The sequence below is a fragment of the Ruegeria sp. A3M17 genome, assembly GCF_003318255.1.
GTDB lineage: Bacteria > Pseudomonadota > Alphaproteobacteria > Rhodobacterales > Rhodobacteraceae > Ruegeria.
On record NZ_QOCF01000028.1, the window covers coordinates 45,708 to 72,250 of the forward strand.

At 57.6% G+C, this 26,543-nt stretch carries 26 protein-coding genes and 1 tRNA gene; 7 read left to right on the forward strand and 20 right to left on the reverse strand.

Going from position 1 to position 26,543, the window contains the following annotated elements:
* Window positions 1-117: 117 nt before the first annotated feature.
* From DS906_RS14575 to DS906_RS14630, 12 genes are all read right to left on the reverse strand, one after another.
* The gene (locus DS906_RS14575) at window positions 118-1,143 is read right to left on the reverse strand and encodes a type IV secretion system protein (protein WP_113790869.1); all 1,026 of its coding nucleotides are present in this window, start codon (window positions 1,141-1,143) and stop codon (window positions 118-120) included.
* On the reverse strand, window positions 1,143-1,769 hold the full coding sequence (locus DS906_RS14580; RefSeq protein WP_113790870.1) for a hypothetical protein: 627 nt from the start codon (window positions 1,767-1,769) through the stop codon (window positions 1,143-1,145). The genes DS906_RS14575 and DS906_RS14580 overlap by 1 nt, the downstream gene beginning before the upstream one ends.
* Entirely contained in the window at window positions 1,738-3,282 is a 1,545-nt protein-coding gene (locus DS906_RS14585; RefSeq protein ID WP_113790871.1) for a relaxase/mobilization nuclease domain-containing protein, read from the reverse strand. Before DS906_RS14585 ends, DS906_RS14580 begins: the two co-directional genes overlap by 32 nt.
* Entirely contained in the window at window positions 3,282-3,605 is a 324-nt protein-coding gene (locus tag DS906_RS14590; protein WP_113790872.1) for a ribbon-helix-helix protein, CopG family, read from the reverse strand. The genes DS906_RS14585 and DS906_RS14590 overlap by 1 nt, the downstream gene beginning before the upstream one ends.
* 130 nt (window positions 3,606-3,735) lie before the next feature.
* Entirely contained in the window at window positions 3,736-4,488 is a 753-nt protein-coding gene (locus DS906_RS14595; RefSeq protein WP_113790873.1) for a helix-turn-helix domain-containing protein, read from the reverse strand.
* Window positions 4,481-4,693: a MerR family transcriptional regulator gene (locus DS906_RS14600; RefSeq protein WP_113790874.1), complete on the reverse strand. Its 213-nt coding sequence runs from the start codon at window positions 4,691-4,693 to the stop codon at window positions 4,481-4,483. Before DS906_RS14600 ends, DS906_RS14595 begins: the two co-directional genes overlap by 8 nt.
* Window positions 4,694-4,777: 84 nt before the next feature.
* Window positions 4,778-5,446 (reverse strand): hypothetical protein, encoded by a 669-nt coding sequence (locus tag DS906_RS14605; protein ID WP_113790875.1) that lies wholly within the window; start codon window positions 5,444-5,446, stop codon window positions 4,778-4,780.
* The gene (locus DS906_RS14610) at window positions 5,443-6,618 is read right to left on the reverse strand and encodes an integrase arm-type DNA-binding domain-containing protein (RefSeq protein ID WP_113790876.1); all 1,176 of its coding nucleotides are present in this window, start codon (window positions 6,616-6,618) and stop codon (window positions 5,443-5,445) included. Before DS906_RS14610 ends, DS906_RS14605 begins: the two co-directional genes overlap by 4 nt.
* Window positions 6,619-6,764: 146 nt before the next feature.
* A tRNA-Ser gene (locus tag DS906_RS14615) sits at window positions 6,765-6,854 on the reverse strand.
* Between the two features lie 171 nt (window positions 6,855-7,025).
* Complete coding sequence (locus tag DS906_RS14620; RefSeq protein ID WP_233494808.1) at window positions 7,026-8,081, reverse strand: hypothetical protein; 1,056 nt, start codon at window positions 8,079-8,081, stop codon at window positions 7,026-7,028.
* A gap of 153 nt (window positions 8,082-8,234) precedes the next feature.
* Window positions 8,235-8,552, reverse strand: a complete 318-nt coding sequence (locus DS906_RS14625) for a DUF3775 domain-containing protein (RefSeq protein ID WP_058275224.1) — start codon at window positions 8,550-8,552, stop codon at window positions 8,235-8,237.
* An 87-nt stretch (window positions 8,553-8,639) separates the two neighbouring features.
* Window positions 8,640-9,413, reverse strand: coding sequence for a DUF1365 domain-containing protein (locus DS906_RS14630; RefSeq protein ID WP_113790878.1), 774 nt, complete (start codon window positions 9,411-9,413; stop codon window positions 8,640-8,642).
* A 149-nt stretch (window positions 9,414-9,562) separates the two neighbouring features.
* On the opposite strand from DS906_RS14630, the gene DS906_RS14635 reads away from it, so the two are divergent.
* The 3 genes from DS906_RS14635 to DS906_RS14645 all read left to right on the forward strand — a co-directional run bounded on the left by DS906_RS14635 (window position 9,563) and on the right by DS906_RS14645 (window position 11,343).
* Window positions 9,563-10,219 (forward strand): sigma-70 family RNA polymerase sigma factor, encoded by a 657-nt coding sequence (locus DS906_RS14635; protein WP_113790879.1) that lies wholly within the window; start codon window positions 9,563-9,565, stop codon window positions 10,217-10,219.
* Between the two features lie 10 nt (window positions 10,220-10,229).
* Window positions 10,230-10,880, forward strand: coding sequence for a ChrR family anti-sigma-E factor (locus tag DS906_RS14640; protein ID WP_113791209.1), 651 nt, complete (start codon window positions 10,230-10,232; stop codon window positions 10,878-10,880).
* Window positions 10,881-10,950: 70 nt separating this feature from the next.
* A complete protein-coding gene (locus DS906_RS14645) occupies window positions 10,951-11,343 on the forward strand; it encodes a hypothetical protein (RefSeq protein ID WP_113791210.1) in 393 nt (130 codons plus the stop codon).
* Window positions 11,344-11,346: 3 nt separating this feature from the next.
* On the opposite strand, the gene DS906_RS14650 is transcribed toward DS906_RS14645, so the two are convergent.
* The 6 genes from DS906_RS14650 to DS906_RS14675 form a co-directional block, all read right to left on the reverse strand.
* A complete protein-coding gene (locus DS906_RS14650) occupies window positions 11,347-12,576 on the reverse strand; it encodes a DNA recombination protein RmuC (protein WP_113790880.1) in 1,230 nt (409 codons plus the stop codon).
* A gap of 52 nt (window positions 12,577-12,628) precedes the next feature.
* Entirely contained in the window at window positions 12,629-14,473 is a 1,845-nt protein-coding gene (gene mutL / locus DS906_RS14655; protein ID WP_113790881.1) for a DNA mismatch repair endonuclease MutL, read from the reverse strand.
* 281 nt (window positions 14,474-14,754) lie between these two features.
* Window positions 14,755-15,684, reverse strand: coding sequence for a metal ABC transporter permease (locus DS906_RS14660; RefSeq protein WP_113790882.1), 930 nt, complete (start codon window positions 15,682-15,684; stop codon window positions 14,755-14,757).
* Window positions 15,681-16,886 (reverse strand): metal ABC transporter permease, encoded by a 1,206-nt coding sequence (locus DS906_RS14665; RefSeq protein ID WP_113790883.1) that lies wholly within the window; start codon window positions 16,884-16,886, stop codon window positions 15,681-15,683. The genes DS906_RS14660 and DS906_RS14665 overlap by 4 nt, the downstream gene beginning before the upstream one ends.
* Window positions 16,887-16,889: 3 nt before the next feature.
* On the reverse strand, window positions 16,890-17,693 hold the full coding sequence (locus DS906_RS14670) for a metal ABC transporter ATP-binding protein (RefSeq protein ID WP_113790884.1): 804 nt from the start codon (window positions 17,691-17,693) through the stop codon (window positions 16,890-16,892).
* A 3-nt stretch (window positions 17,694-17,696) separates the two neighbouring features.
* Window positions 17,697-18,650 carry a metal ABC transporter solute-binding protein, Zn/Mn family gene (locus tag DS906_RS14675; protein WP_113791211.1) on the reverse strand — a complete coding sequence of 318 codons (954 nt, stop codon included), beginning with the start codon at window positions 18,648-18,650 and terminating at the stop codon, window positions 17,697-17,699.
* A gap of 198 nt (window positions 18,651-18,848) precedes the next feature.
* On the opposite strand from DS906_RS14675, the gene deoC reads away from it, so the two are divergent.
* The 4 genes from deoC (at window position 18,849) to DS906_RS14695 (ending at window position 23,849) form a co-directional block, all read left to right on the forward strand.
* Window positions 18,849-19,847 (forward strand): deoxyribose-phosphate aldolase, encoded by a 999-nt coding sequence (deoC, locus tag DS906_RS14680; RefSeq protein ID WP_058275227.1) that lies wholly within the window; start codon window positions 18,849-18,851, stop codon window positions 19,845-19,847.
* Between the two features lie 11 nt (window positions 19,848-19,858).
* Window positions 19,859-22,192 carry an aldehyde dehydrogenase family protein gene (locus tag DS906_RS14685; RefSeq protein WP_113790885.1) on the forward strand — a complete coding sequence of 778 codons (2,334 nt, stop codon included), beginning with the start codon at window positions 19,859-19,861 and terminating at the stop codon, window positions 22,190-22,192.
* 24 nt (window positions 22,193-22,216) lie between these two features.
* Window positions 22,217-23,032, forward strand: coding sequence for an SDR family oxidoreductase (locus DS906_RS14690; RefSeq protein ID WP_113790886.1), 816 nt, complete (start codon window positions 22,217-22,219; stop codon window positions 23,030-23,032).
* A gap of 85 nt (window positions 23,033-23,117) precedes the next feature.
* Window positions 23,118-23,849 carry a cyclic nucleotide-binding domain-containing protein gene (locus DS906_RS14695; RefSeq protein ID WP_113790887.1) on the forward strand — a complete coding sequence of 244 codons (732 nt, stop codon included), beginning with the start codon at window positions 23,118-23,120 and terminating at the stop codon, window positions 23,847-23,849.
* Window positions 23,850-23,855: 6 nt separating this feature from the next.
* Here the strand turns inward: DS906_RS14695 and DS906_RS14700 are convergent, their stop codons facing one another.
* Complete coding sequence (locus DS906_RS14700; protein ID WP_113790888.1) at window positions 23,856-25,160, reverse strand: pitrilysin family protein; 1,305 nt, start codon at window positions 25,158-25,160, stop codon at window positions 23,856-23,858.
* The gene (locus DS906_RS14705) at window positions 25,157-26,497 is read right to left on the reverse strand and encodes a pitrilysin family protein (protein ID WP_113790889.1); all 1,341 of its coding nucleotides are present in this window, start codon (window positions 26,495-26,497) and stop codon (window positions 25,157-25,159) included. Before DS906_RS14705 ends, DS906_RS14700 begins: the two co-directional genes overlap by 4 nt.
* Window positions 26,498-26,543 lie beyond the last annotated feature (46 nt).

Here is a 26,543-nt window from a genome sequence, read left to right on the forward strand (position 1 = left end):
GAAATATGCGCGCCGAAAAACCGAATTTTTTTCCTCGGCCGTGTCGTTTGCGGTTTATCGAATGCCTACTTTCCACGATGGCAACACACAACAGGTTTTCCGGATTGTGGCCGCTGGTTAGTTCCGGAGTCGATCGGCCCGTTCTTTAATCCGCAGCAGCTTAGCGCCTGTTCCTGTGCTTTGCGGATCTGATGTTCGCGGCGTCGCATCACTGGTAGGTGAACTCCCTCGCTGCATATTTCGTTGGATAACATCTGAGTTTGGCCGAATACCGCTTTGTGGCGGTCGCGTCATACGTTGCCCCATGCCTGCCGTAAACGACCCGGCGATACCGGCGTTAATGTCACCCGAAAGGGTTCGAACAATCGTCGGGATAAACCAGATCATCGCCAGCGACAGTGAAATCAGCGCAAGAAAAGGAATGGCTGCACCGATGTTGGTTGTATTGCCAGCCCCACCCAACGCGCTCTGCATCACGCGCATAAGGCCGAATATCACCGAAAAAACACCGGCTATAACAACGGGATAGAACGACCAACTGACGAGCGCCGCCAACCAGCGCTGGAAGTAGTCGTGAGTAGTTCTGAACAGTGACATCATTATCATCGCTGGGGCGATGCCGATCAGCAATGTCACCACCATTTTGGCCAGCACGAGCACGAGCGCCGCCGCGCCACCAAGAACTGAAAGCAGTACAGTAAGAACCACGCTCAAAACTGCTCCAGTCATCCAATTTAGGTTCGACCCGATTTCATTGGCATAGTCGGCAAGATCATCAATCATCTGATCGAAACGATCGGCGAAATACCCAGCACCTGAGCCACTATCGCCGGTTATCGACCCGATGAGCATGCCAGCGACGTTATCAAGCCCATCAAAGATTTGGCCACTGACATAGTTGAAATTCACCCAATTGAAGGCAAAAGCGTTGATCAGCGCAATCTTGAACAGAAGTGGATAGACTTCGCTGGCGACCATCGGCCTGATCTGCAGAGCCAAATTGATGAACAACATAATCATGGCGAACGTGGCGGCGATGACGATTGCCGTTCCGAGGCCTCCTGCTACAGCTGCAAACTGAGAGGCAGCTACTGTTTCGAGGCCTTGGTCGGCTGCATCTACAATGAAACTTACAATCCCCATCACTCAATCCCCCCGCAAAGATTTTGCACAGCATCGCGAAGACCTGAGATTACCGGAAAATAGTCGATATCCACCCATTCGTTATAGGTGCTGGATTCCCCCGCAGCGAACCCCAGAGATTGATAATCATCCTCGATGACAGACCAATCCGGTCGCAAGGTTGCGCAATCGCAGCTCTGATCTTTCAACGACGTGCCATAGCGATGGATATCATAGAGTTTGTCAGCGGCAATTGAACGCCATGCATCTCGGAATGTGGTAAACGTCAGATGTTCCGGCCGCTGCAAGATCTGACAACCGAAGCGATCAACAGTAAGGTCCTCTTGATTGACCTGGGGCTGCGGGACTTCAGCAAAGGCGGTCGATGCCGCACCAACAAAACCAATCAGAAAAATTTTCAAAATCATATAGCTACTCCTGCGTTGGATGTTGACCGGGCGATATAGGTTCCGCAGCGTTTCCTGTTTCCTGTTTCCTGTTTCCTGTTTCCTGTTTCCTGTTTCCTGTTTCCTGTTGCCTGTTTCCTGTTGCCTGTTGAAGGTGCCGTGTTCTTTGTTCCCTGCACCATGTCGCGTGTTCCCTGTTCCTTGCTGATCAGTGGCGAAGTCCATGAGTTTCATCGCCATTTTGGTAGCTCAACGTGTCGTAAGTTGTTTCTGGGCCCTCTGTACGTGCTCCATGCTGTCTTTCAGTTTCGGCGACGTCTGCTCCGTGCCTGAGGCTTCCTGCATCCAACCGTTTAAGGCTTCGACCAATGAGATCTGTGATCTGAGCAACGCGATCACGGAGTTGCGCAAACAATCCACTTCCTCTCCGAGATCCTTCCCTAAGGTGACCAATTCCCTCGCTGATGCCTCGGAGGCTTCCGTCAACCGCTCGACGTAGCTCAGCAATTCGCGTTCTAGCGGTGTCAGACCATCCATTGTTCAGTCCTTGCTGATCATCAGACAATTCACGGTTTGACCTGCGAGCGTACATCTGGTCAGCACCGCATTGTCGTTTAAGGGGATCAAATAGATCGCCTCTGTTCGTTCGATTTTCCTGACACCCATCGACGCCATCGATGGCGTCAACCAGGTCAACACCGACCACGTGGCCGTCGACGAACTGATCATCAGGCAACAGGCCACCAACACCGGCCAGATCATCGCCCTCGCTTCCGAGTGTGCTTTTTTCGCGTTCTGCCTCAGAAGGTGCTTCCTCACCCGCAGAAGATACCCTTCCGTATCTGTCTTGATTATAGCCAGCGCGCTTTCGGCAGTGGCTTTCAAATCGCTCCTGAAGCTCTTCAATTGAGAATCTATCAAGGCGGCGTTCTCTGTTCTGATCCGCTCCATATCTTCGTTCAGTTTCTCGCTCAGACGTTGTTTCGGCACGCCAGTCTTCATGAAAAATCTCTCCTTTCAGCCGAAACCGCTCTTCGGTGTCGGGGTCTTTGACGGTCAGATAGTTTTTTCCCGTACGCGGCACCTCGAAGCCCGCATCTGTCAGAACGGCAATCATCTCCGCTCGATCGTTGATCAGGCCCATAGAAATCTGGTCGCTAATCCAGATATGGAGCCCGTCGCGACCGGCGGCGCGGTCCGGGGCCTCCGACACCGACTTGACCTCGGCCGCTCGCTCCACATCCATGGGATCGGCCCAGCCGTGGGCCTTGTTCATCAGGTCGCGCAGACTGTCAAAGGCACGCTCATAGCCGGGCGGAGCGATGTTGAGACTGCGCCCGCTGTGCAACTCCATACGCGGTGTGCAGAAATGCAGCTCAACACGATCTTCGTGAGTGTGTCGCACCCAAAGGCAGGCGTAACGATCGACATCAAGGCTGGCGAAAGCGATCTCCTCGAAACGATTGATCACCTCCTGCTGCTGTTCTTCGGTCGGGGCGTCTTCGCGAGCGAAGCTTACAACGCCGGCGCGGTAGGTCCATTTGTGCGGGCAGGCACCGATTAGGTCGATCATGCCCTGGGGATCGCCGCGAACGATTTCTGGCAAGGGCTCGCGGGTCACGGACATGGGCCGCCCCGAGGCATCGCGGACCAGGTCGCGGTTGTCGTCATAGGCAAGCACCGTGCGGGCGGTCAAATACTGGACAGGACCCACGCCTCTGCCTTTGCCGTTGGGGAAAAATTTGATCAGCATCAGGACGGTCTCCTGTGCTGAGCAACAATTTCCGCCAACCGCCGCTCGATGCCCACCAAGGCCGCTGCCACACGCAGGGCATCAACCTCTCTGGCTGAGCCCGCGCGGGCTGCGGTATTAAGCCAACGCGAAATCTGGTTGAGGTTCCCGCCGTAGCGGGACACAGCCAGAATAAGCGCCGGATCGACATGGGGCGCAGGTTTGCGCCGCTTCTGTGCAACGCCGGTGGCAAGCTGACGAAGCATGGCAGACATCGACAGCCCGCGATCCGCCGCCGCCTGTCTGATCAGCGCCTTTTCATCGGAGGAGCAATAAAAGAACACCGCTTCTTGCTTCTCTGAGGAGACCGCGCCCAGCGTGGTCTGGTTGGGGTTCGAAGGGGAGGCTCGCCGCCCCTCGCAAGGTCCCGGTTCGCAGGTCGCAGACCTAGAATTGGGTCGCCTTGCTCTTTGCTCACGCGACATCACTTTGCCTCCGCTCTGCAGCGTGGATGTCGACTAGACTCTCGACTATCTCAATCTGTTCCCTCAGCAGCTCGCTATCTTTTGGTGCCGGACCAAGTGCGGGCAACATATAGCCTCGCCGCCCTTCTTCGCAGCGCACCTCTGGCAAGCAGCGACTGAGCGCGCGGATGCCGTGGCGGCGAAGGCAATCATCCCAGTCTCTTTCAAGCCGCCCTCCGCCACCGGGGACAAAGACTAAGTATGGACCGTTCTGCCTCGCTTTGGGCAAATCCTGAGCGCAAGTGCTCCCAAGTTCTCTTTTTAGTTCTTGTTCTCTATTCGGGGGGCGATCCTGTCCCCCTTCACTGGACGAAACTGTCCTGCTTCGCAGACGGTTTTGCCCCCCTTTAGTACGGTTAAGCAGTACAATTTTGTCCCCTTCTTTGCGGCGACTTGTAGCTCTCATGATTGCGGCTTCTGTAGGACGGTAGCGCGATGAGTTTCCTTTGTTGGTCCCGCGTACCACGGTCATATAGCCCGCCTCTTCCAAGCCGTTTACGGCCCGTTTTACAGACTTCGCATGTTTGCCGATGGCAGCACCGATAGTCTCAAAAGAAGGGTGACTTTCACCAGTCTTATGATCCGCGTGGGCCAGTGAAAGATAGAGCGCAACACGCAGAGCATTGTCGTTTAGCTGATGATCAGAGACCATCTCCAGAAGGTACTGCAACTTTATTTTGCAGAAGGGCAACGGCTCAGACATGAGACGTAGTCGTCGTGATCCGGTTGCGGTTGATCCATTCGTTTAGATCAGCACCGTGATACTTTACCCTGCGCCCAAATTTCAGAAAGCTAGGCCCAACTCTTCGATGCCGCCATTGAGCCCGTTTTGCTTTTGGCGCGATAAGGTCCAGTTCGGTATCGGCATCGTCATAGAGCCTCTCGCTTTCAAAAACTTCATGTGGCATTTATCGGTCCTCGTAGTGAAACGTTGATACCGATGACCATTCATTTCCGTGCAGTTATTGATAGCGACAGTGGATTGGCGGAAACTAGCAGAACCTCAGCTCAATCCATGGCTCAAGGTTAGGTTTACGCGTCTTCGCTTCGGATATGAGCTTTCTCGAAAGCTCGTTTTCGATGGCAGGAAGATCCGAGGCTAGTGGTGCTTCTTCATCATTTTGGATCGCTAGTTGTCTGAGGTAAATCATCATCACGTGCGGCAAAACACATTGATATTGCGACCATTTTCGCTCCAATGTACGGACGCTCACATCGCTTAAGGATTTTGGCCATTTCTTTGTGTGATCAGGGTCGTCACTGCGGTGCAGAAACGACCCATAAGCTGCCTGTTCGGCGAGCGCCGCAGATTTTGTTCTGCCATCTTTCCAAATAAGTGAGACGGCTCTTCCCAAGGGACCGACTGCCTCAGAGAAAACGTCTTCGACACGCTCCATTACTTCATTTGCATAAAGTCGCGGTCGGTCGAATTGCACTACGTTTGTTAGCGCCGCAGCCCTATCCGACGTCGACAGAACGTGATGGTGTGACCTCAGCCAGTCAAAGTACAACTGTCCCAATAGACCGTTATATAGGTCATAGAATTTTTTCCCTGACCCAACCGATATCACAAGCGCCTCAATCGCCAGCCAAGATGCCACCTCTTCATTTACGAAAGATAGGTTCTTGGTCTTAGCCACGTATACTTTTGCTGCCTTCATTGCGCACCAGAAACAAACAGATTCCAAGCAGACATCAGTTTTCTTCTATGCTGGATTAGGTCCGAGCGAGCGTATGCGCGCTCGACCTCTGAACCTATCTGGTGCGCCAAGCTCATTTCAGCTAGTTCCCGACTGAATCCCGGCTGCTCTGCAGCCCAATCGCGAAAAGCCGATCGGAATCCGTGGACAGTGATGCCATCAACTTTCATGCGGCGAAGAAGCATTAGCATTGCCATGTTTGACATTGGTCGGTGACGCTTCTGACCTTCGAAAACCACCTCTGAGCGCAGAGCCTGAAGTGGCTCAATGATTGCCAACATCTGTTCTGTTAGAGGAATGCGGTGCTCCTTGTCCGCTTTCATTCGCTCGGCTGGGATCGTCCATAGAAGCTCCTCCAAGTCGAACTCCTCCCATCGAGCTTTCAGCACTTCACTTGTGCGGCTAGCGGTAAGGCAGGTGAACATCAGCGCTTTGGCCGCCATTGCATCTTTCTTTGCCACATCCGCATAGAATGCGGGCACGTCCTTCCAGTGCATCGCTTTGTGGTGTTGGACCTTCTGTTTGACCTGCGGCAACACCCGTGCATCACGGATCGTCGTCACCGGGTTCTCACCGTCTCGGAACCCCTTCGATTTTGCGACGTCCAAAACTGCTTTGATTCGCTGTGCAAGGCGCTTGGCTGTTTCGTGTTTATCTGTCCAAACCGGCAACAGGACTTGCAAAATTTCGGGCTGTCCAACCTCAGAGACGGGCAAGCGACCAATCTTGGGAAACGCATATTCGGCCAGTGTATTGATCCATTGCTGGCCGTGCTTAGGGTTCTTCCAGGTCGGCAAGCGCTCGATGTGGACTTGCCGCGCGATTTCTTCAAAGCAAGGGATTTCCTGACGTCCGTTGTACCGCGGGTTGATGCCTTGCTTTGCTAGCCGACGATATTCCAATGCGCGGTCGCGCGCTTCATTCAACGTCACAACATCAGCGCCGCCCAGGCCGAAGTCTGTGCGCAATGGCTTGCCTTCGCGGTTGCGCTGCCCCTTCACTGTCACCCGAACAATCCAACGCCGAGCGCCAGATGGATCAACAACAAGGTACAACCCGCTTCCATCGCCGTGACGACCGGGACCCAAGGTCCGCACCAGATTCTTCGTCAGCTTTCCACTAAGAGCAGTCATAAAGTACCACAATTCCTACCACGCAATGAACAGAAATCAGTCTAATCGAAGAAAGCCCAATAGCAACAACGAATGCAGATTAATCAACAAAAACAGCCCCATAAGGGGCTAAACAGCATCGAACACAAGTGAATGAAAATGGTGGGTGGCGGAGACGAAGGGATTCGAACCCTCGAGACCCTTCCGGGCCTACTCCCTTAGCAGGGGAGCGCCTTCGACCACTCGGCCACGTCTCCGCTGGCGGGTATATCCTTGCATGTCGACCAGATACAAGACGATTTTGATCGAGCGCGATATTTTTCTGAAATCGATTGCGCTGATGCTGCTAGGGTGCATTTGCTTGGCGAAAGCGCTGCCTCATCTGTTACCGAAAGCGATTTGGAACTATGAGGAGCGCCACCGCGACGTTAACCCGGTTCGTCAGCTTCGATTGCCGCTCGCATTAGAAACAGCGTCGCCGGGTCCAGATCATTTTGAGCCATGATAGCCTCAAAGTTGGGGTTCAGTGCGTTGGTGCCCCATGGTCGGACAGCCAGGGCAATCCAGATCGCAACAGTGCTGTCTTTGTCCAAATGATGCCTAAACACATCCAGGATCAGGGGTCGCAACTTGGGATAGGTCGTTCCGCCATCGGCCAGACTGCGGATCAGGAATCGCTTTTCGTCGGCGGTGCGCTCAGACCGCTCCAGCGACTTTTCAATTTCAAGTATTGCCTGATCACCATCCACTGCGATACCGGCCAAACCCCAGTCGTACAGGTTGAGGCCTCCACTGCGGAGCGCGCTTTGATAACCAAGCCTTACGCGTTCTTTGGCCTTTGGGTCCGACTGAAGACCCAACAATCTGATAAGTGCCGGTGCGTAGGCGAGGCGATTGGGATTGCGCAGGTCCTGCAACAATTGTGCGGTTGGCACGGTATCGGTCAGGTGGGTCAAAAGCCAATAGGGCGCGCGGTGGATTTCGATCAGCGCCGTGTTGCGCAACAGGCGATCGTCATGTGAGAGATAGGCACTAAAAAAGGCAACCTGCGCCGCGCGATCCGGCGCGCCACTGGCCCAGTCCTGCCCCTCGGCACGCAGCGTATGAAGGAAATCGGCCCGATCCGGTGTCATCAAGAACCCTTTGGTCCAACCACTGGGCAGGCTGCGACCGGCCTTGTCCTGATACCCCGCCCCGTAGACCATCAAAACCGTTCTGCCCGGTTTCGCGCGAAAGGCGGATCGCATGACACTGTCGACCAGGAAAGGAATTTCGGGCAAAGCCTCAACCTGTTCCGGCGTGCCTTTCAAAACCGAAACGGGGGTGAACCTGAAAGGGTTGTCTGGCGATGGTGCCGCCAGCACGATCACACGCGCCGAAAGGATTCGGTCCGCCAGAGAATATTCCGGAAGCTCAACGCAGACGCCGCAGGCGTGGGCCGGGCGGGAATGGAAGCCCACGCAAAGCGCGAGTACCGCAAACATTTGCAAGACGCGCCACATGGATCACGCTCCGTCTAATAGCACCCCAGCCTGAATGCGTGCTTTCGGGTTTCCTGATCATGTTATCCGAAAACCGGGTATTCAGCGAATGGTTTGCAATTTGCGGGCTGCACCTGTTGCACATAGCCGGTGCACTTACATCAGGTCGTTTTCCACATCCTCAGCCGAGATGCCCAGTGCATCCAAGCCGTTCTCAAGGTGATCCGACAGGTGCGGCGTACCGATCAGGTAGTCTGCGCAAGGGGTCGAAGCCTCGGACTTGGCGGTTGCGATGGCCTCAGGCAGATCTTCGGCGAAAAAGCTTTCGCGCCCGACCCACATGACAGCCACCAGTTCGGCCTGTTCGTCCTCGCTCATTCGGTCGATGAAGGCGCGCAATTCGCCCTCGGCGCGACCCAACTCGCGCCCCATCATCGCAACCTGAGCGATTTTCCTTGGCGAAATTTCCATCATGACCCAGCTCCTCGTATTCGCGGTTTCAATAATACCACAACCATGAGGAGGGGGCTGAGTCTTTGATCTTAAGCAAAGACCTAAGGGCTAAGGCTTGCGACTGCGGGATATCGGCTGATCGGGCACAGGGGCCGTTCGGAACGGGACAAACCGTGCCTTTTTGATCTTAAGTTTGATCGCCTGCCACACAATAAGGAAAAACGCACGCCGCGCACCGAAGGGCCGCCGCAGCAACGACCACAGGATCGCCCGGTTGGTCAGCGGTGCACGCGGCCCGGTCAGGGTGGCAATCAACCCACCCGCTTTTCGACCATAGTCGATCCAGACGCCGATACGCTTGGGGCGGTGGTCGAACCGGAACTCATACGTCCCTTCGATCTTTTGAAACGGTGAGACATGCATCAGCTTATCCGCAACGATGCGATCCGTCGGTTGGATTGGCGCAAACCCGGGATTGTTGCACAGATAGCTGTGGCGCGTGCCGTAGGTGTTCGTAACCTCGGCCACCACCGCATATAGCTGTTCACCGGCATCGAAGCAGAACCAGAAGCTGACCGGATTAAAGACATGCCCCAGCACCCGTGGCTGCGTCAGCAACTCGAGTCTTGCAGGTTGCGTCACACCCATTTCGTCGAATTTGGCTCGCAACCACGCCGCACCCTGCCCTTTGCCGGGTTCACCACCGTGGTCAAGGTCTCGCCAATACATCGCATTTACGCGGTTCATCGAAAACAAAAACGGTGTGTCAGGCCGGGCTTCGGGGTCCAACAGGATGTAATCGATGGAATACCGAAACGCATTCTCGATCCCGCCTTTTCGACCGTGGTAAGTATGGCCTGAAATATGGTCGATCTTGTTCATTCTCGTCTGTGTTCCAGTTTTCCTGTAAGCTGTTCAAGTGGCGGTGTTTTTTTCACCATGCACATACTTATCATACGAAACATGGTCCGGTTCGGATTAAAATAGCATCACGTTGTGATCCAGCTTGGGGATTACCGCGTAATGTTGTTATGTTTACCGAGATCGATACCGCGACCTTGGATGAACCGGTGGCCAGCAGGCCTTCACAGAAACCGTGGCGCGCAAAGAAACGCATCAAGGGAAAACCGGTGAACCGAGCGCAAGACAGTTGTGACAAACGAGCTGAGTGGGTGGACCACGTCAGGCGCATAAGGGACGCGCAGGATCAGGCAGCGTTTGCTGAGTTGTTTCAGCACTTCGCGCCGCGGATCAAGGGTTTCCTGATCAAGTCGGGCTCAGATGCGGCCATGGCCGAAGAGTGCGCGCAAGAGGTGATGGTCACGCTGTGGCACAAGTCTCATTTGTTCGACCCCACGCGGGCAACGGTGGCCACATGGGTGTTCACGATAGCCCGGAACAAGCGCATTGACGTCCTGCGCAAACAACGTCGCCCCGAGCCCGAAGAACTGGGATGGGGACCCGAGGCTGAGCCGGAGCAGGACGACATACTCGTGCTGCAACAGGAAACCGCGCAGCTGCGCAACGCGATGACCGCGCTGCCAGAAGCGCAAAGACAACTGATCGAGAAAGCCTATTTTGGCGATCTGAGCCATCGAGAAATCGCTTCTCAGACCGGATTGCCACTGGGAACGATCAAATCACGGATACGGCTGGCGCTGGACCGCTTGCGCCATGCGATGAATTGAGATGACGGATATGAGCAACAAGATCAAACATCACCTGACAGACGACCTGCTGATGGCTTACGCCGCAGGCACTCTGCCCGAGGCTTTCGACCTGATGGTCGCGACACATCTGTCCCTGTGCAATCAATGTCGTGCGCAGGCCGAAAGCTTTGACGCCGTTGGCGGATATGTCCTGGAAGAACAGGACGAGACCGTTGCGATGAACGACAAGGCATTTGCGGAAACGATGGCTTTGATTGCAAACGGTGCGCCGATTGCCAAACCCAGGCGACCCGGCTGCTCGGTTTTGCCAACCCCGTTGCAGGATTACGTGGGCGGTGACGTAAATGACATCCGCTGGCGACCAATCGGCATGGGGGTCAAGCAGGCGATCCTGCCGACGAGCGGCGAAGCAACAGCTCGGTTGCTGTTCATTCCGGCGGGCTCCGCAGTTCCCGACCACAGCCACAACGGCGTGGAACTGACCATGGTTTTGCAGGGCGCGTTTTCGGACGAGGTCGACCATTTTGCCCGTGGTGATGTGGAGATTGCAGATGAAGACCTGCACCACACGCCGACAGCCGACATAAGTGGAGATTGCATTTGCCTGGCTGTCACTGACGCGCCGCTGAAATTCAACAAGCTGATGCCGCGCCTGTTCCAACCTTTCCTGAAAATCTGACGCAACCAGCGCTCATGTGGTACGCTGCCCTGCAAGCTGATTGGTGGAGGCATTTGAAATGATCCGGTCTATGTTCTTTGTTCTTCCCCTTATGGGTTTTGCATCTGTCGCTTCGGCACAGCTGGTCGCTGACGTGAAGTTCGAACCGGGCAATTTCGGGACGATGGTCAATGGGACCGTTACAGGGAACGAGTACTTCGACTACAAGCTGGGCGCAAAGGCCGGGCAAGAGATGTTTGCCGACCTCAAAGTCAGCGATACAAACGGCAATGGCGTGATCTACTTCAACATCCTGCCACCGGACAGCGATGGCGTCGCGATCTACAACGGCTCGATCGACGGGAATACCGCTCGCATCGAACTTCCAGAGGATGGAGATTACACAATCCGAGTCTATCTGATGGGCAATGACCGCGATACTGACAAGACGGTCGGTTATAACCTGGATTTGTCAATCCAGTAGCGCCTACCCCTCGGACTGGCCCAGAGGCACAACGTTGGTCTGATCATCCGGTGCCAACTCCTCGAAATCGAAGTTATCCAACCGCTGAGCCCGGCGACCAGCCTTTTCGGCACTGATCTTGATTTCCGAGATATCCTTGGCCGCCTGCCCGAAATGGCGGTCCAGATTGCCGACCCGATCCCCCAGACGCTCAACATCCTTGTGAAGCAAACCCAGTTCTTTGCGGATCGCCCCAGCTTGTTCCCGCATCCGCGCGTCTTTGAGGATCGCACGCATCGTGTTCAGTGTCGCCATGCAGGTGGTGGGCGAGACGATCCATACGCGTTTGGTAAAACTCTCCTGCACCAGTTCCGGAAACTTGGCGTGCAGTTCGGCATAGACCGCCTCGGACGGCAGGAACATCAGTGCACCATCGGCCGTTTCACCGTCCAGAATGTACTTCTCGGAAATATCCGTAATGTGCTTGCGCACCGTGCTGCGGAACATCTGAACCGCCGCCTTCAGCTCCATGTCATTGGTTGAACCGATCAGCGCCTCATAGGCCTCCAACGGGAACTTGCTGTCGATCACAATCGGCCCCGGAGGGTTCGGCAGGTTGATCAGGCAATCTGCGCGTCGCCCGTTCGACAGGGTTGCTTGCAGCTTGAAACTGTCCGAAGGCAGCGCTTTAGTCACGATATCATTCAGCTGAATCTCGCCGAATGCACCGCGTGTTTGTTTGTTCGACAGGATGTCCTGCAGGGACAGAACATCGCCCGACAGCTTGGTGATGTTGTCCTGTGCCTTGTCGATGGCCGCCAGACGTTCCTGTAACTGCGTCAGCGATGTCGCGGTTTGTTTTGACGAACCGTGCAGGGATTCCTTCATCCGTTCCTGCATCTCGGCAAGCGCACGCGCCGACTTCATTGCATTGTCTGCCAGCCGGTCATTCATCTGCTGCTGGACCGAAGACAGGCGGGATTCAACCGTCTGGATGACTTGCACCTGCGCATTGGCTTGCGTGTCCGAGACATGCTGCAATCCACCGCGCAATTGTTCCTGCCCCTGCCCCAACTGCTGCACATGCTGTCCCAGATGCGCCATCTGGCGGGACAAAGGTTCCGCCATCCGAGCCGACCGGTTGGCCGCGCGCAGCGACAGGAACAGCAGCAGCAGGATCAGCGTAACAACCCCACCCACGGCCAGGATCACGGGGTCGTTCAGCGCATAATGGGTTCCTGCAATCTCGATCATGTCGCCTCGGATGTTCTTGTTTTATTCTCCATAGCCCAACCAAGCCAATGGATCAACTGCGGCCGAACAATCGTTCGATATCGCTCAGCTTCAATTCCACATAAGTCGGCCGCCCGTGGTTGCACTGACCGGAATGGGGCGTGGCCTCCATTTCCCGTAGCAGGGCGTTCATTTCTTCGGCCCGCATACGGCGACCCGACCGGACCGAGCCGTGACAGGCCACCCTGCTGAGGATCGCCTCAATCCGCGCTTGCACCATCTGGCTTTCGCCCTGATCGGCCAGTTCATCCAATATATCCAGGATCATCGCCCGTGCGTCCACGTCGCCCAGAATGGCCGGCGTTTCACGCACAGCGACCGCACCGCCGCCAAAGGGTTCAATCGTCAGCCCCAGCTTTGTCAGGTCATCCGCAACCTGCATCAGGCGCGCGCAATCGCTGTCGGACAGTTCAATGATTTCCGGGATCAGAAGCGCCTGCGCCGCGACCCCGTTTTCGGCCATCTGGTTTTTGAGCCTTTCATAAACCAGCCGCTCATGTGCCGCATGTTGATCTACGATCACCATGCCGTCTGCGGTTTGGGCGATGATGTAGTTCTCATGCACCTGTCCACGCGCCGCCCCCAAAGGCAGGTCTTCGACCGGTGTTTCTGGGACCGAAGCCGGTTCGACAATGCTGCCGCTGTAGTCCTGAGACAGCTCGGCAAATCCCGGTGCCTGTGCCTGATACGCCACTTTTCGAGCAGCTGGCGAGGGACGGTCCATCTGATAGACGCGTGCCGGCGCAGATTGTGCCGGTTCCGGACGCATAGCGCCCAAAGTCGCATTCGCCACTGTGGAGGAGGCCCTGTGCCCGGCCTCGGCCAGCGCGTGCCTCAGGGCCGAGACGATCAACCCGCGCGCGACGCCCGGATCGCGGAACCGGACCTCGGACTTAGCAGGATGCACATTCACATCCACCAACGTCGGATCGCAATCAACGAACAGAGCAGCTGCCGGATGACGATCGCGGCTGAGAAAATCGAAATAGGCCGCCCGAAGCGCGCCCGTCAGCATCTTGTCGCGCACAGGACGACCATTGACGAACAGATACTGCGCCACCGCCGCACCGCGGGAATAGGTCGGCAAGGCGGCATATCCGTACAACCGGATCCCCTCGCGCGTGGCATCGATCTGCAGGGCATTTTCAGCAAACTCGCGCCCGATCACGCGGGCCAGTCGGGCGTGAAGCGCGTCGAACAGATCACCATTTTCGCGGTCGGCGCGGAAGGTCACGCGCCCCTCTCCACCACCAGAGACGTCACGCAAAGTGAAAGTCACCGAAGGTTCGGCCATGGCAAGACGTTTGACTGTGTCGCTGATCGCCTGCGCTTCGGCCCGGTCGGTGCGCATGAATTTCAATCGCGCAGGCGTGGCAAAAAAGAGATCGCGCAGGTCCACCACTGTGCCAGCACGCAAGGCGGCAGGTTTCACCGCCTCGATCCGACCACCTGCCACATGGACCGAAGCCGCCTCGCCCCCCGGCACCCGGCTTGTAATGGTGAGGCGCCCGACCGCGCCCAGCGATGGCAGCGCCTCACCCCGAAACCCGAAAGTGTGGATATTCAACAGATCGGACCCGTCGATTTTTGACGTCGCGTGGCGTGACAATGCCAATGGCAGATCTTCCGCAGAAATCCCGCAGCCATCATCGGTGACGCGAATCAGCGTCTTACCCCCATCGGCAATGTCGATCGCGACGCGGGTTGCGCCTGCGTCGATGGCATTTTCCACCAATTCCTTGACCGCAGAAGCCGGACGTTCAACAACCTCGCCTGCCGCAATACGGTTGATTGCTGCGTCGTCAAGTTGCCGGATGACCGGTCGATTTTCGCTGATATTGGGGTGTGCCTGCGCCATACCACCAGACCTAGCACAGTCGCGCACGATTCTGCCACCGCTTTGGCTTGTATTTAATGTGAGGAGGGGGCGTTCGAACAATCTCACCATGCCAGCCTAGGCTTGCGGCCAGTCTGGGCGCGATTGCTCGAACGATCCGGAGTGAGTGGTGGTCATCCAATAATCAATGGACCAATTTATACCACGAATACGGCCTCACGACGTGAAGACTCTCCGCGCCCCATTCAGGTGGCGAAGTTTGGCCGATGCGGTGCAGAGCCTGACGGCGGGAAAATGCCGGGTCAAGCGGGTCCGGGCGCACCTGCCCGCGTCCGGCACGGCCCCCACAAAGCCGCAAACGCAAGGATCAGACCGGACATCGTTGCGATCATGCCCGCTGCACTGACCGCGTCCGCCGCCCCCAGCCAGAGCGGACCGTATCCGGCCAGCACGTACCCGGAGACAGCCGACAGGATGGCAAAGATGATGCTCCACGCGATTTGGGTTTCCAGCCGGTTAGTCATCATCCGCGCCGCCGCCGGGGGGCAAATAAACATGGCAATCACGATGATCGAACCCACTGCGTCAAATGCCGCTACGGCGGCAATCGCTGCCGTGATCACAAGGGCCATGCCCAGAACTCCGGTCCGGACACCAATGGTGCGCGCGAACCCTTCGTCAAAGGTGGAAATCTTCAGCGGCCGCCAGAACAGCCATACAAAGACAGATACCCCCAGCAAAGTCAGCGCAATCCGAGGCAATTCCGGCGGCAACCCCGCCAGTGCCACGGGATCCAACACCGAAGACCAACCCACCGCGTCCAACCAGATCAGGCTTTCCAGATTGCCATAAAGCGCATGTTCAACATCCAGGTGCACGGTCGAGGTATCGGTTTGTTCCAACAGCAGCACACCGGCTGCAAACATCGTGGTGAAAACCACCCCCATCGCGGCACCCGCCTCGATCTGCCCCAGCCGCCTGACGGCTTCGATCAGAACCACAGCCACCACCGCCGCGCCCGCGGCACCCAGAATCATCGGCCAGGTTGAAATCGTTCCGGTCAGCAGAAAGGCCACGACAATACCCGGCAGCACCACATGGCTGATCGCATCCCCGATCAGAGCCTGTTTGCGTAGGACCAGAAAGTTCCCGGGCAAAGCACACGCGATGGCGGCAAACGTGCCGATCAGCAATGGTGTCAAAGACAGGGGTACGAATTCTTCACCGCTCATGCGGGAACCTCCTGCGGGCCACCGATCTGACGGTCGATCTCGGCGATCTGATCGTGGGTCAGGACGGTTTCGATGTCCCGCAACCCGTCATAAAGCGCAGCCGTTGCCTCTTGCATCTGATCTGCCCTGACGATTTCCCAGCGCTTTTCATCGCGCAGCGCCTTGGCAGCGCGGGCCTTGCCTGTGTCGGTGGCCACGCCATCTGCCCGCGCCAAACCGGTGCGCCGCAAGAGACGCAAGGTCAGCGGCTCATAGATCTTTTGCCCTTGCGCCAGTGCCAGAAGACCCTGCCGAATGTGAACCCGGCGCTGGAACCGCAGTTGCCGCAGAATGGCAGCCAGAACACCCCGAACAGGCGCAAGTAACAGGGACAGTGCGAAAAAGCCAAAGCTGACCAGAACAATGATCGGGCCGGTGGGCAGATTGGGGGCCGAGGCCGACATCGCCGCACCCAGATAACCCGCCAACCCTCCGGCCAGGCCAGCCAGCAACACCACGCGGTCCGAGCGGTCCGTCCAGAACCGCGCCGTGACAGGCGGGATGATCAACAACGCCACAATCAGGATCAGCCCGACGATTTTCAGGCCCACCACAGTAACTGCCATGACCAGCCCCATCATCGCCAGATCAATCCGGTGCACCGGCAGGCCCCGTGCTGCGGCGTATTCCGGGTCAAAGGCGACCATAGTCATCGGGCGCCGAATGATCATGACCAGCAACAATGTCGCTGCTCCGCCAATCGCAATGACCAGCGCATCCGCCCACAGCATCCCTGCGGTCGAGCCCAGCAGGAACCCTTCCAGCCCGGCCTGACGACCGACGCCCATAGTCTGGATCACGGTCAACAGCACAATGCCAAGACCGAAGAACACCGACAGGATGGCACCAATGGCGGCATCCTCGGCCAGTCGTGTGTGGCGTGTCAGCCAGTTCATGCAAAGCAAACCGACCCAGGCCGACACGGCCGATCCGGCCAGCAGACCGATCAGGTTGCGCCCATCGCCGCCAAGGGCGACCAAAACCATGAACCCGAGGCAGACGCCGGGCAGAGTCGCGTGGCTGATTGCGTCGCTGACCAGCGCGCGTTTGCGCAGGAACAGAAACGTGCCGGTCACACCAGCGGATATACCCAGCAAGGTCGCACCAATCGCGACCAGCGTGGCGTTATAACCCAGCTGCAGGGTCAGAGCATCCCAAAGCATGATTTACCCCAATGCGCGTGAAATCTGGTCGATCTGCGCAGTGGCCAGACGGCCGCCATACGCCGATTGCAGGGTTTCGGCGGTAAAGGCCTCGGCCACAGTTCCCTCGGCCACTTTGCGGGTATTGATCAGGAATACATGGTCGAAGTAATCGGTTACGGTGGCCAGATCGTGATGAACGACAACAACGGTCCTGCCCGCCTCTTTCAGCGACTTCAGCACTGCGATAATTGCTTTCTCCGTCGCGGCATCGACACCGGCAAAGGGTTCATCCAACAGATAAAGATCAGCATCCTGCGCCAGAGCACGGGCAAGAAAAACGCGCTGTTGCTGGCCACCGGACAATTGACCAATCTGACGATCGGCAAAATCGCGCATCCCGACCCGGTTAAGACAGTCCATGGCCCGGGACATATGCCGGGCACGGACACGACCCAGCAAGCCCAGCTCACGGGACAGACCCATCAACACAACATCAATCACGCGCGTCGGAAAATCCCAGTCGACGCTTGCGCGTTGCGGCACATAGGCAATTCGTGCACGCTGTTTCTCCAGCGGTTCACCAAAGACGGACACCTGCCCGGACAGGGGCGAAACGATGCCCAGCGCCGCCTTCAGAAGCGTAGACTTCCCCGCCCCGTTCGGGCCGATGATCGCCGTCATCGCGCCGGGTTGCACGGTCATATCCACCGAAAACACGGCAGGTTTCTGACCGTATGAGACAGTCAGACCGCGAATGGCCAGCGGGCAGTCCTTTGTAATTTTTTCAGCAACCGAAGCACCCTGATGCGCAGCCAGCGACAGCATCGTTCAAGACCCCGCCGACAATTTGCCGTTCATGCCGCGTTCGGGCACGTCTGCGCCCAGCGCTCCGGCGATCACAGAGATGTTGTGATCCAGCATACCGATATAGGTGCCCTCGTAGGTGCCCGGTTCTCCCATAGCGTCGGAATACAGCTCTCCGCCGATGCCAACATCATGATCTTTGGCCGCAGCACCCTCAATCAGCGCGCGCATGGACCGATCAGAAACCGAGCTTTCCACGAAGACTGCCGTCAGCTGCTGATCCACCAAGGTATCGACCAGCTCGCCAATCCGGTTCAGACCGGCTTCGGACTGGGTCGAGATGCCCTGAATGCCAAGCACCTCATAGCCGTATTCCTCACCGAAATAGCCAAAGGCGTCGTGCGCCGTCACAAGCACACGGTTGTTTTCCGGCACCTCGGCCAGCACTTGTTTGCCGTAGGCCTCCAACTGATCGATTTCAGCCAGAAAGGCCTGCGTGTTGGCCGCGAAGGCATCCGCAGCCTCGGGGCGCGCGTCTGTCAGGGCTTTTTGAACCTCGACCACCACATCGCGCCAAACGGCCGGGCTCATCCATACATGCGGATCATACTTGTCGGCATAATCGTCATGCGCACGCAGCTTGGACTTATCGACGCCCTCGGCAACAGCCACAACCGGGCGTTTGCGCCCAAGATCATGGAAAAAGTTCTCCATCTGCGCCTCAAGGTAAAGACCGTGCCACAGGATCAGATCGGCGCGGGTCATCGCAACGATATCGCTGCGGGTCTGACGATAGGCATGCGGGTCGACGCCCGGGCCCATCAGGCCTTTGACCTCAACCTGATCGCCACCGATCTGACGTGCCGCATCAGCGATCATGCCCGTGGTTGCGACCACTTTCAGCGGTGCCTCGGCCCAGGCTGAGACCGGCAAAGCGGCGGCAAAAGCCAAAGCCGCAAGAAAACTACGACGAATCATTTCTGACCCCATTTAGGTATCCTCTTGAGAATGAATATGCGAACCATTCGCAACTAAGTCAACGCTATTGCGAATTATTCGCAAGAAAACTCTAATTTTGTCCATTTGGTCAAAAAAAATGCGCGCGAAAGGCTGCTATGCCTTCCAATCGGCCGCAAGCCGTGCGAATTTGACGCAAACCTCCCAAAGGATGTGAAGATGGAAACGCAGAGCTCAGAAAGCCCCGTGCGCACCGCGCATCTGCCGCAAGTGACCGAGCCCAGAAATCCCGGCATGGATCTTGATCTGGACTGGGTACGCGCCGTGCAGGTCAATACTTCGGCCATTGAACGCCGCGCCGCGACCCTGCCCGGTCGTCGGTCGGTAAAAAAAGAGTATCAGGCTGCATGGCTGCTGAAAGCGGTCACCTTGATCGACCTGACCACGTTGTCAGGCGATGACACGGTCGGACGTGTGCGCCGTCTGTGTGCCAAGGCACGGCAACCTGTTGCACCTTCGGTTCTGAAGGCGCTGGATATGCCGCCTATCACAACCGGGGCCGTTTGCGTCTATCACGACATGATCGAAACCGCCGTGGACGCGCTGCACGGTACCGGCATCCCTGTAGCCGCGGTTTCCACCGGCTTCCCGGCAGGTCTGTCGCCATTCCATCTGCGCGTGGCCGAGATAGAAGAAAGTGTGAAAGCCGGTGCCGAAGAAATCGACATCGTGATTTCCCGCCGCCATGTACTGTCTGGCGACTGGCAAGCCTTGTATGACGAGATGAAGGCGTTCCGTGTGGCCTGCGGTGATGCGCATGTCAAAGCCATTCTCGCCACCGGTGAACTGGGAAGCCTGCGCAATGTCGCGCGTGCCTCGCTGGTCTGCATGATGGCCGGGGCGGATTTCATCAAGACCTCGACCGGCAAGGAAAGCGTCAACGCCACCTTGCCTGTTTCGCTGGTCATGATCCGCGCGATCCGCGACTATTATGACCGCACCGGATACCGGGTCGGCTATAAACCGGCGGGCGGCATATCCAAGGCCAAGGACGCGCTGGTATATTTGTCGCTGATCAAGGACGAACTGGGCGACCGCTGGCTGGAGCCGGACCTGTTCCGTTTTGGCGCGTCGTCCTTGTTGGGCGATATCGAGCGGCAGTTGGAACACTATGTAACTGGCGCATACTCCGCCGGTTACCGTCACTCCATGGGCTGAGGACAAAAACAATGACAGTCAAAGAGATATTCGAAACCATGGATTACGGCCCCGCCCCCGAAAGTGCCGCCGAGGCTCTGGCCTGGCTGGTCGATCAGGGCGACAAGTTCGGCCACTATATCGATGGTGCGTTCACCAAACCCGGCAAAGGGTTCGACAGCCGCAACCCGGCGACCGGAGAGGTCTTGGCCAAGCTGACGCAGGCCAAACAGGCCGATGTGGAGGCTGCCGTTTCTGCCGCCCGCAAGGCACAACCGAAGTGGGAGAAGCTGGGCGGCGCAGGCCGCGCGCGGTACCTCTATGCCATCGCGCGCCTGTTGCAGAAGCATTCGAGGTTATTTGCGGTGCTTGAGAGCCTCGACAACGGCAAACCGATCCGGGAATCGCGTGACATCGACATCCCGCTGGCGCAGCGTCATTTCTACTACCACGCGGGCATGGCGCAGCTGATGCAAAGCGAACTGCCCGATGCTGAGGCGTTGGGCGTCTGCGGGCAGATCATTCCGTGGAACTTCCCGCTGCTGATGCTGTCGTGGAAGATTGCCCCGGCCTTAGCCATGGGCAACACGGTGGTTTTAAAACCTGCCGAGTACACCTCGCTGACAGCCCTGTTGTTCGCCGATATCTGCACTCAAGCTGCATTGCCGAAAGGTGTGGTCAACATCGTCACCGGTGACGGCGCGGTGGGTGAGATGATCGTGAACTCGGACGTCGACAAGATCGCCTTTACGGGCTCGACTGTTGTTGGCCGCCGTATCCGTGAAGCGACCGCAGGGTCGGGCAAGGAATTGACGTTGGAGCTGGGTGGTAAGTCGGCTTACATCGTCTTTGACGACGCTGATATCGACAGTGCTATCGAAGGTTTGGTCGATGCGATCTGGTTCAATCAGGGTCAGGTTTGCTGCGCAGGGTCCCGCTTGCTGGTCCAAGAAGGCATCGCGGACCGTTTCCACGAGAAGCTGCGCGCCCGGATGGACTCGCTGCGCATCGGCGATCCGCTGGATAAGTGCATCGATGTGGGCGCGGTTGTAGACCCTGTCCAACTGCAAACCATCAAGAGCATGGTCGAAAGCAACACCGCCGGTCACGTGCACCAAGCGGCATGCGATCTGCCGGCGAACGGGTGTTATTACCCGCCGACACTGATCTCGGGCCTCGAGACATCCGACCCGCTGATGCAGGAAGAGATCTTTGGCCCGGTTCTTGTGTCGTCAACCTTCCGCACGCCGGAAGAGGCGGTCGAACTGGCCAACAACACCCGTTACGGGCTGGCGGCGACGGTCTGGACCGAGAACGTGAACCTCGCACTGGATATCGCGCCCAAGCTGGTTGCGGGTGTGGTCTGGGTCAACGCCACCAATCTGTTCGATGCGGCCGCTGGCTTTGGCGGTGTGCGCGAAAGCGGCTTTGGTCGCGAAGGCGGTTGGGAAGGACTGACGGCCTATACCAGGCTCAAGGGCAAGGCCAAGCCGCTGGCCAAGGTCGATGCGGCCACCGGCGAAGGTGCTCCGGTCGATCCGATTGACCGCACTGCCAAGATGTATGTCGGCGGCAAGCAGGCGCGGCCTGACAGCGGCTATTCTAAACCTGTCTGGGGCAAGTCAGGTCTATTGGGCCATGTGGGGGTTGGTAATCGCAAGGATGTGCGCAACGCGGTTGAGGCCGCGGCAGGTGCCAAAGGTTGGTCCAAGACCACCGGTCACTTGCGGGCTCAGATCCTTTATTACATTGGTGAAAACCTCTCGGCCCGTGCCGATGAATTCGCTGCGCGTATCGACGCCATGACCGGCAAGAAGGACGGCGCGAAAGAGGTCGAAGCCTCAATTCAGCGCCTGTTCACCGCCGCCGCTTGGGCCGACAAGTATGACGGTCAGGTGCACGGCGTTCCGATCCGTGGCGTGGCGATTGCCATGAAGGAATCCGTTGGCGTCATCGGTGCGCTATGCGCGGATGAGGCACCTCTGCTGGGTCTGGTCTCGGCCATGGCCCCGGCGATTGCGATGGGCAACCGGACGGTTCTGGTGGCCTCAGAGCCCTACCCTTTGGCAGCGACTGATTTCTACCAGATCCTTGAGACATCTGACGTCCCCGCTGGCGTGGTCAACATCCTGACCGGCAGCCACGCGGAACTGGCGAAACCGCTGGCTTCGCACCTGAACGTGGATGCGGTCTGGTCGTTCTCGTCCACCGACCTGTCGAAGGAGATCGAGGTCGTCTCGGCCGGGAACCTGAAACGGACCTGGGTGAATAACGCGACGGCAATCGATTGGGGCGTGGACCATTCCCGCCGCTTCCTGCAGGCTGCGACCGAAGTCAAAAACATCTGGGTGCCCTACGGCGAGTAGGGCTCCCCGCCAAGGGAGGCCTACATGGACTTTTCAGGAAAAACCGTCGTCGTCATCGGCGGAACCAGCGGTATCAATCGCGGCATTGCCGAGGCTTTTGCGGCCTCGGGTGCCAAGCTGGCGGTCGCCAGCCGATCGCAGGAAAAGGTCGATGACACCGTTTCTGCGCTGAAAGCTGCAGGGGCACAAGACGCCATCGGCGCGGCCTTTGACGTACGCGACCCAGAGGCCGTGACAGACGGGCTGAAACAGTTCCACGACGCGCTCGGTGACTTCGACGTGCTGGTATCGGGCGCGGCGGGCAACTTCCCGGCATTGGCGGCCGAAATGTCAGTCAATGCCTTCAAGACCGTGATCGATATCGACCTGATGGGCACGATCCACGTGATGAAGGGGGCCTATCCTTTCCTCAAACGTCCGGGTGCCAGCATCATCAACATTTCGGCCCCGCAATCCTACCTGCCTTACGAAGGCCAGGCCCATGTCTGTGCCGCCAAGGCAGGCGTGGATCAGATCACCCGCACCCTGTCGATGGAATGGGGTGTCGAAGGCATCCGCGTGAACTCGGTCGTGCCCGGTTTCATCGAAGGCACCGAAGGGGCGAAACGTCTGGCCCCCACGCCAGATGCCGGAGAGGCGCTGCGCAAGGATGTCCCATTGGGTCGCTGGGGTCAGCCGCAGGACGTCGCGAATGCCTGTATGTTCCTAAGCTCCGATCTGGCCAGCTACATCAGCGGCACGGTTTTGGCCGTGGACGGCGCGCTGTACCAGCGTGGTTCGGGCAAGTTCGGCCAGATGATGGGGCAAATGTTGCGCGCGCAGGCGAAAGCACGCTCATAACGGCCATTAACCTGTGAAATTGTTCATTTACGGCTTCACGGGATTGACGCAGCGTAAAGTCCATTCATTGAGGGTGGGTCCTGGCATGCTGAATAGTCCATTTGAGTTCACCGAACTTGTCGAACTGGCCACGATGGTCGGCGTGGCCGGGGCTGGCCTTTACATTCTGAACTACTTTTTACTGCAAATCGGTATAGTCCGAGGCAATGGCGTGCTCTACCCGGTTCTGGTTATCGTTGCTGCAAGCTGCGTTCTGATCAGCATGGTAGAAGAATTCAATCTTGCCGGTTCGATCATACAGATGGCCTATATCGCGATCTCGGTCATCGGATTGCTGCGGGGATACCTGTCGCGGCATCTCATTCGCTTTTCCGCAGCCGAGCGCCAGTTCATCTCGCATCATCTTGGGTCACTGAAACCGCATCACGCCCGAAAGCTATTGAACACTGCGTCGGTTCAGGAGTTCGCCAAGGGCGACATTCTGATCGAAGAAGCCAGAACAACAGATTTCCTTGGCTATCTCCTGAGCGGGCGAACAACCATCCTACAAAATGGTCAGGTCATCAATATTTGCGGCTCGGACGAGACACTGGGAGAGCTGACGTTCGGCCTTGGTTTGCCCGCAACGGCCACCGTCATCGCCTCGGAACCGACAACCTGCCTGGTGTTCGACAATTACCGTCTGTCGCGCCTGCTGCGCCGGAACCGGCTTATCGACGACGCGTTGAAAGCCGCGCATTTCAGGCATGCGCGGCAAAAGCTACTGAGCAGCAACAAGCATACGCTTCGGGCACAGAAACAGCCCGTCGCGGCCTGAACGGGTTTAGCCGTCCAGACCCTCGGGCTTGCCGACTATGGTGAAATGAAGCCCGTCAGGGTCCAGCAATTCGCTGGCGACCCGGTTGATCTCTTCCAGCGTGATCGCATTCACCTTGTCGTTACGGGTGGCAATATAGTCGATAGGAAGATCTTCCATCTGCATCCCGACCATGATCCCCGCGATCTGGCCGTTACCGTCGAACCTTAGCGGGTAAGCGCCCGTCAGATAGGTTTTGGCATCGTCCAATTCTTTCTGGGTTACACCTTCCGACGCAGCCCGAGCCCACTCGTCGCGGATCACCTCGACCGCTTCGGCAATGCGATCATTGCTGGACGACACGGACCCCAGATAGACCGACGCCAGGTCCTTGGGCACCAGATAAGTGCCGATACCATACGTCAAGCCACGCTTCTCTCTCACTTCCTGCATCAGGCGGCTTTCAAATCCGCCCCCACCAAGGATGTGGTTCAGGATGAAGGCGGCAAAGAAATCGGGATCATCGCGGTCAATGCCGGCATGTCCGAACAGGGCCACAGATTGCGGCGTGTCGAACTCGACAACGCTGACGCCACCGGGAATGGACACATTGGCACGTTCCGGGATCGGCTTACCTGTTTCCGGCAGGTCGGCCAGCAATTTATCCAGCAACACGCCCAGCTCTTCGGGGGTGATGTCACCCACTGCGCCTACATACATCCGGTCTTGGACAAAGACATCCTGATAGGCGGTGACCACATCATCGCGCGTCAGGGCGGTCACGCTTTCGATCGTGCCCTTACCTTCAGTGCCGTAAGGGTGGTCGCCATAGGCCATTTGGGCAAAGTTACGACCCGCAATGTCATTCGGGTCGGTTTGATCGGATTTAAGGCCGGACAGCACCTGCGCCTTTACCCGGTCCACCGCATCCTGATCAAAGCGCGGCTCGTGAATGGTGGTGCGCAGCAGGTCGATCACATCATCCCGGTTTTCGGTCAGGAACTGCGCGGTGATCGACACCGTGTCATCGGTTGCACTGTACCGGAACGAGGCCGCCAGCGATTCCAGCTCACGCGCATAGGTGCGGGCATCCATGTCACCTGCACCTTCTTCGACAAGACCGCTCATAAGGTAGACCGCACCCCGTTTATTCGGGTCATCCAGCGATGTGCCGCCGCGGAAACGTAACTCTAGCGCGGTGAAGGGGATCGAGTGATCCTCGACCAGCCACGCGGTGATACCACCAGGAGAGGTGACCTCTTTGATCTCGATATCGGCCCACGCAGGCAGAGCGACAACGAACGCGATCAGGGTTGCGAATATCCGTTTCATTGCGTCACCTCATCATCGCGCATCAGCCAGCCGGTGACGGATGTTTCCGGTTGTATCACCTCGCGGGCAGCGGCGATGATCTCATCCCCAGTGACAGCCTGCAGAATATCGGGCCAGGCCTGCACATCCTCGATAGTCAGGCCGCTGGTCAGCGCGCGGCCATAGCGGTTGCCAATCCCGTCCACATTGTCGCGCGCATAGGTCTGCGACGCCCGCAGCTGCATCTTGATCCGGTCAAGGTCTTCTTCGTTCACACCCTCAGCGATGAAGTCGGCAACCACCTGATCCAATGCATCTTCGGCCTCTTGCAGGGAAACGCCTGCAGCCGGGACGACGATCAGATCAAAGGTCGTATCATCCAGCGAGACACCCCGATAGAACGCCCCGGTGTAGACAACTTTCTGCTGCTCGAACTGCAGCTTTTCGTTCAGGTAAGATGTCGTGCTTCCGCCCAACAGTTCTGCCAACAGAAACAGAGCAGCTGCTTTCTCCTGTTCGCCCGGATCACGTTCGGGCGCCAGATAGCTGCGTTGAACATAGGGCTGCGACACGCGCGCATCTTTGTACGTCAGACGGCGTTCTGCCGTTTGCGGCGGTTCCTGCGACCGGACCCGTTCGGGCAGATCAGGGTTGGCGGGGATCACACCATAATATTGCTCGGCCAGCGACTTGACCTCGTCAGGTTCGACATCACCGGTGACGACCAGTATGGCGTTATTGGGCGCATAATGAGTCTGGTAGAAGGACAGCGCGTCTTCCATGTCGAGTGTTTCCATCTCGTGCCGCCAGCCGATGATCGGCACGCCATAGCGATGGTTGAGGTATTGCGAAGCGCTCATCTGTTCGCCGAACAGGGCACGAGGGCTGTTGTCGGTGCGCTGATTGCGCTCTTCTAGGATCACGTCACGCTCGGTGGCGATATCCTCGTAGTTCAGGCGGATATTGCGCATCCGGTCTGCTTCCATCCGCATCATCAGTTCCAGCCGGTCGGCGGCAACGCGTTGAAAATACGCGGTGTAATCATACGAAGTGAACGCGTTGTCGGTGCCGCCATTGGCCGCAACGGTGGCCGAGAATTCGCCCGGGGCCAGAGTGTCGGTGCCTTTGAACAGCAGGTGTTCCAGGAAATGCGCCACCCCCGACGATCCCACGGGCTCATCCGCTGACCCTGCGCGATACCAGACCATGTGCTGCACAACCGGTGCGCGGTGATCTTCGATCACGACGACATCCATGCCGTTGTCCAACGTAAAGGTAGTGACCGCTTCGTGCCCCTCGCTTGCAGCAAGAGGGGTTGCGGCCATCAGGGCTGCCGACAATGCCAGGGCCCGAACCATAGGGCGTCCTCCGTTTGATTTATGCAGTTCAAACTACGGTGGCGCC

What these genes read in the sequence shown, in the direction of transcription:
- DS906_RS14575 (WP_113790869.1), bottom strand. Translation starts at nt 1,143, where the DNA reads ATGGGGATTGTAAGTTTCATTGTAGATGCAGCCGACCAAGGCCTCGAA.
- DS906_RS14580 (WP_113790870.1), bottom strand. Translation starts at nt 1,769, where the DNA reads ATGGCGATGAAACTCATGGACTTCGCCACTGATCAGCAAGGAACAGGG.
- DS906_RS14585 (WP_113790871.1), bottom strand. Translation starts at nt 3,282, where the DNA reads ATGCTGATCAAATTTTTCCCCAACGGCAAAGGCAGAGGCGTGGGTCCT.
- DS906_RS14595 (WP_113790873.1), bottom strand. Translation starts at nt 4,488, where the DNA reads ATGTCTGAGCCGTTGCCCTTCTGCAAAATAAAGTTGCAGTACCTTCTG.
- DS906_RS14600 (WP_113790874.1), bottom strand. Translation starts at nt 4,693, where the DNA reads ATGCCACATGAAGTTTTTGAAAGCGAGAGGCTCTATGACGATGCCGAT.
- DS906_RS14605 (WP_113790875.1), bottom strand. Translation starts at nt 5,446, where the DNA reads ATGAAGGCAGCAAAAGTATACGTGGCTAAGACCAAGAACCTATCTTTC.
- DS906_RS14610 (WP_113790876.1), bottom strand. Translation starts at nt 6,618, where the DNA reads ATGACTGCTCTTAGTGGAAAGCTGACGAAGAATCTGGTGCGGACCTTG.
- DS906_RS14620 (WP_233494808.1), bottom strand. Translation starts at nt 8,081, where the DNA reads ATGTTTGCGGTACTCGCGCTTTGCGTGGGCTTCCATTCCCGCCCGGCC.
- DS906_RS14625 (WP_058275224.1), bottom strand. Translation starts at nt 8,552, where the DNA reads ATGATGGAAATTTCGCCAAGGAAAATCGCTCAGGTTGCGATGATGGGG.
- DS906_RS14630 (WP_113790878.1), bottom strand. Translation starts at nt 9,413, where the DNA reads ATGAACAAGATCGACCATATTTCAGGCCATACTTACCACGGTCGAAAA.
- DS906_RS14635 (WP_113790879.1), top strand. Translation starts at nt 9,563, where the DNA reads ATGTTTACCGAGATCGATACCGCGACCTTGGATGAACCGGTGGCCAGC.
- DS906_RS14640 (WP_113791209.1), top strand. Translation starts at nt 10,230, where the DNA reads ATGAGCAACAAGATCAAACATCACCTGACAGACGACCTGCTGATGGCT.
- DS906_RS14645 (WP_113791210.1), top strand. Translation starts at nt 10,951, where the DNA reads ATGTTCTTTGTTCTTCCCCTTATGGGTTTTGCATCTGTCGCTTCGGCA.
- DS906_RS14650 (WP_113790880.1), bottom strand. Translation starts at nt 12,576, where the DNA reads ATGATCGAGATTGCAGGAACCCATTATGCGCTGAACGACCCCGTGATC.
- mutL (WP_113790881.1), bottom strand. Translation starts at nt 14,473, where the DNA reads ATGGCGCAGGCACACCCCAATATCAGCGAAAATCGACCGGTCATCCGG.
- DS906_RS14660 (WP_113790882.1), bottom strand. Translation starts at nt 15,684, where the DNA reads ATGAGCGGTGAAGAATTCGTACCCCTGTCTTTGACACCATTGCTGATC.
- DS906_RS14665 (WP_113790883.1), bottom strand. Translation starts at nt 16,886, where the DNA reads ATGCTTTGGGATGCTCTGACCCTGCAGCTGGGTTATAACGCCACGCTG.
- DS906_RS14670 (WP_113790884.1), bottom strand. Translation starts at nt 17,693, where the DNA reads ATGCTGTCGCTGGCTGCGCATCAGGGTGCTTCGGTTGCTGAAAAAATT.
- DS906_RS14675 (WP_113791211.1), bottom strand. Translation starts at nt 18,650, where the DNA reads ATGATTCGTCGTAGTTTTCTTGCGGCTTTGGCTTTTGCCGCCGCTTTG.
- deoC (WP_058275227.1), top strand. Translation starts at nt 18,849, where the DNA reads ATGGAAACGCAGAGCTCAGAAAGCCCCGTGCGCACCGCGCATCTGCCG.
- DS906_RS14685 (WP_113790885.1), top strand. Translation starts at nt 19,859, where the DNA reads ATGACAGTCAAAGAGATATTCGAAACCATGGATTACGGCCCCGCCCCC.
- DS906_RS14690 (WP_113790886.1), top strand. Translation starts at nt 22,217, where the DNA reads ATGGACTTTTCAGGAAAAACCGTCGTCGTCATCGGCGGAACCAGCGGT.
- DS906_RS14695 (WP_113790887.1), top strand. Translation starts at nt 23,118, where the DNA reads ATGCTGAATAGTCCATTTGAGTTCACCGAACTTGTCGAACTGGCCACG.
- DS906_RS14700 (WP_113790888.1), bottom strand. Translation starts at nt 25,160, where the DNA reads ATGAAACGGATATTCGCAACCCTGATCGCGTTCGTTGTCGCTCTGCCT.
- DS906_RS14705 (WP_113790889.1), bottom strand. Translation starts at nt 26,497, where the DNA reads ATGGTTCGGGCCCTGGCATTGTCGGCAGCCCTGATGGCCGCAACCCCT.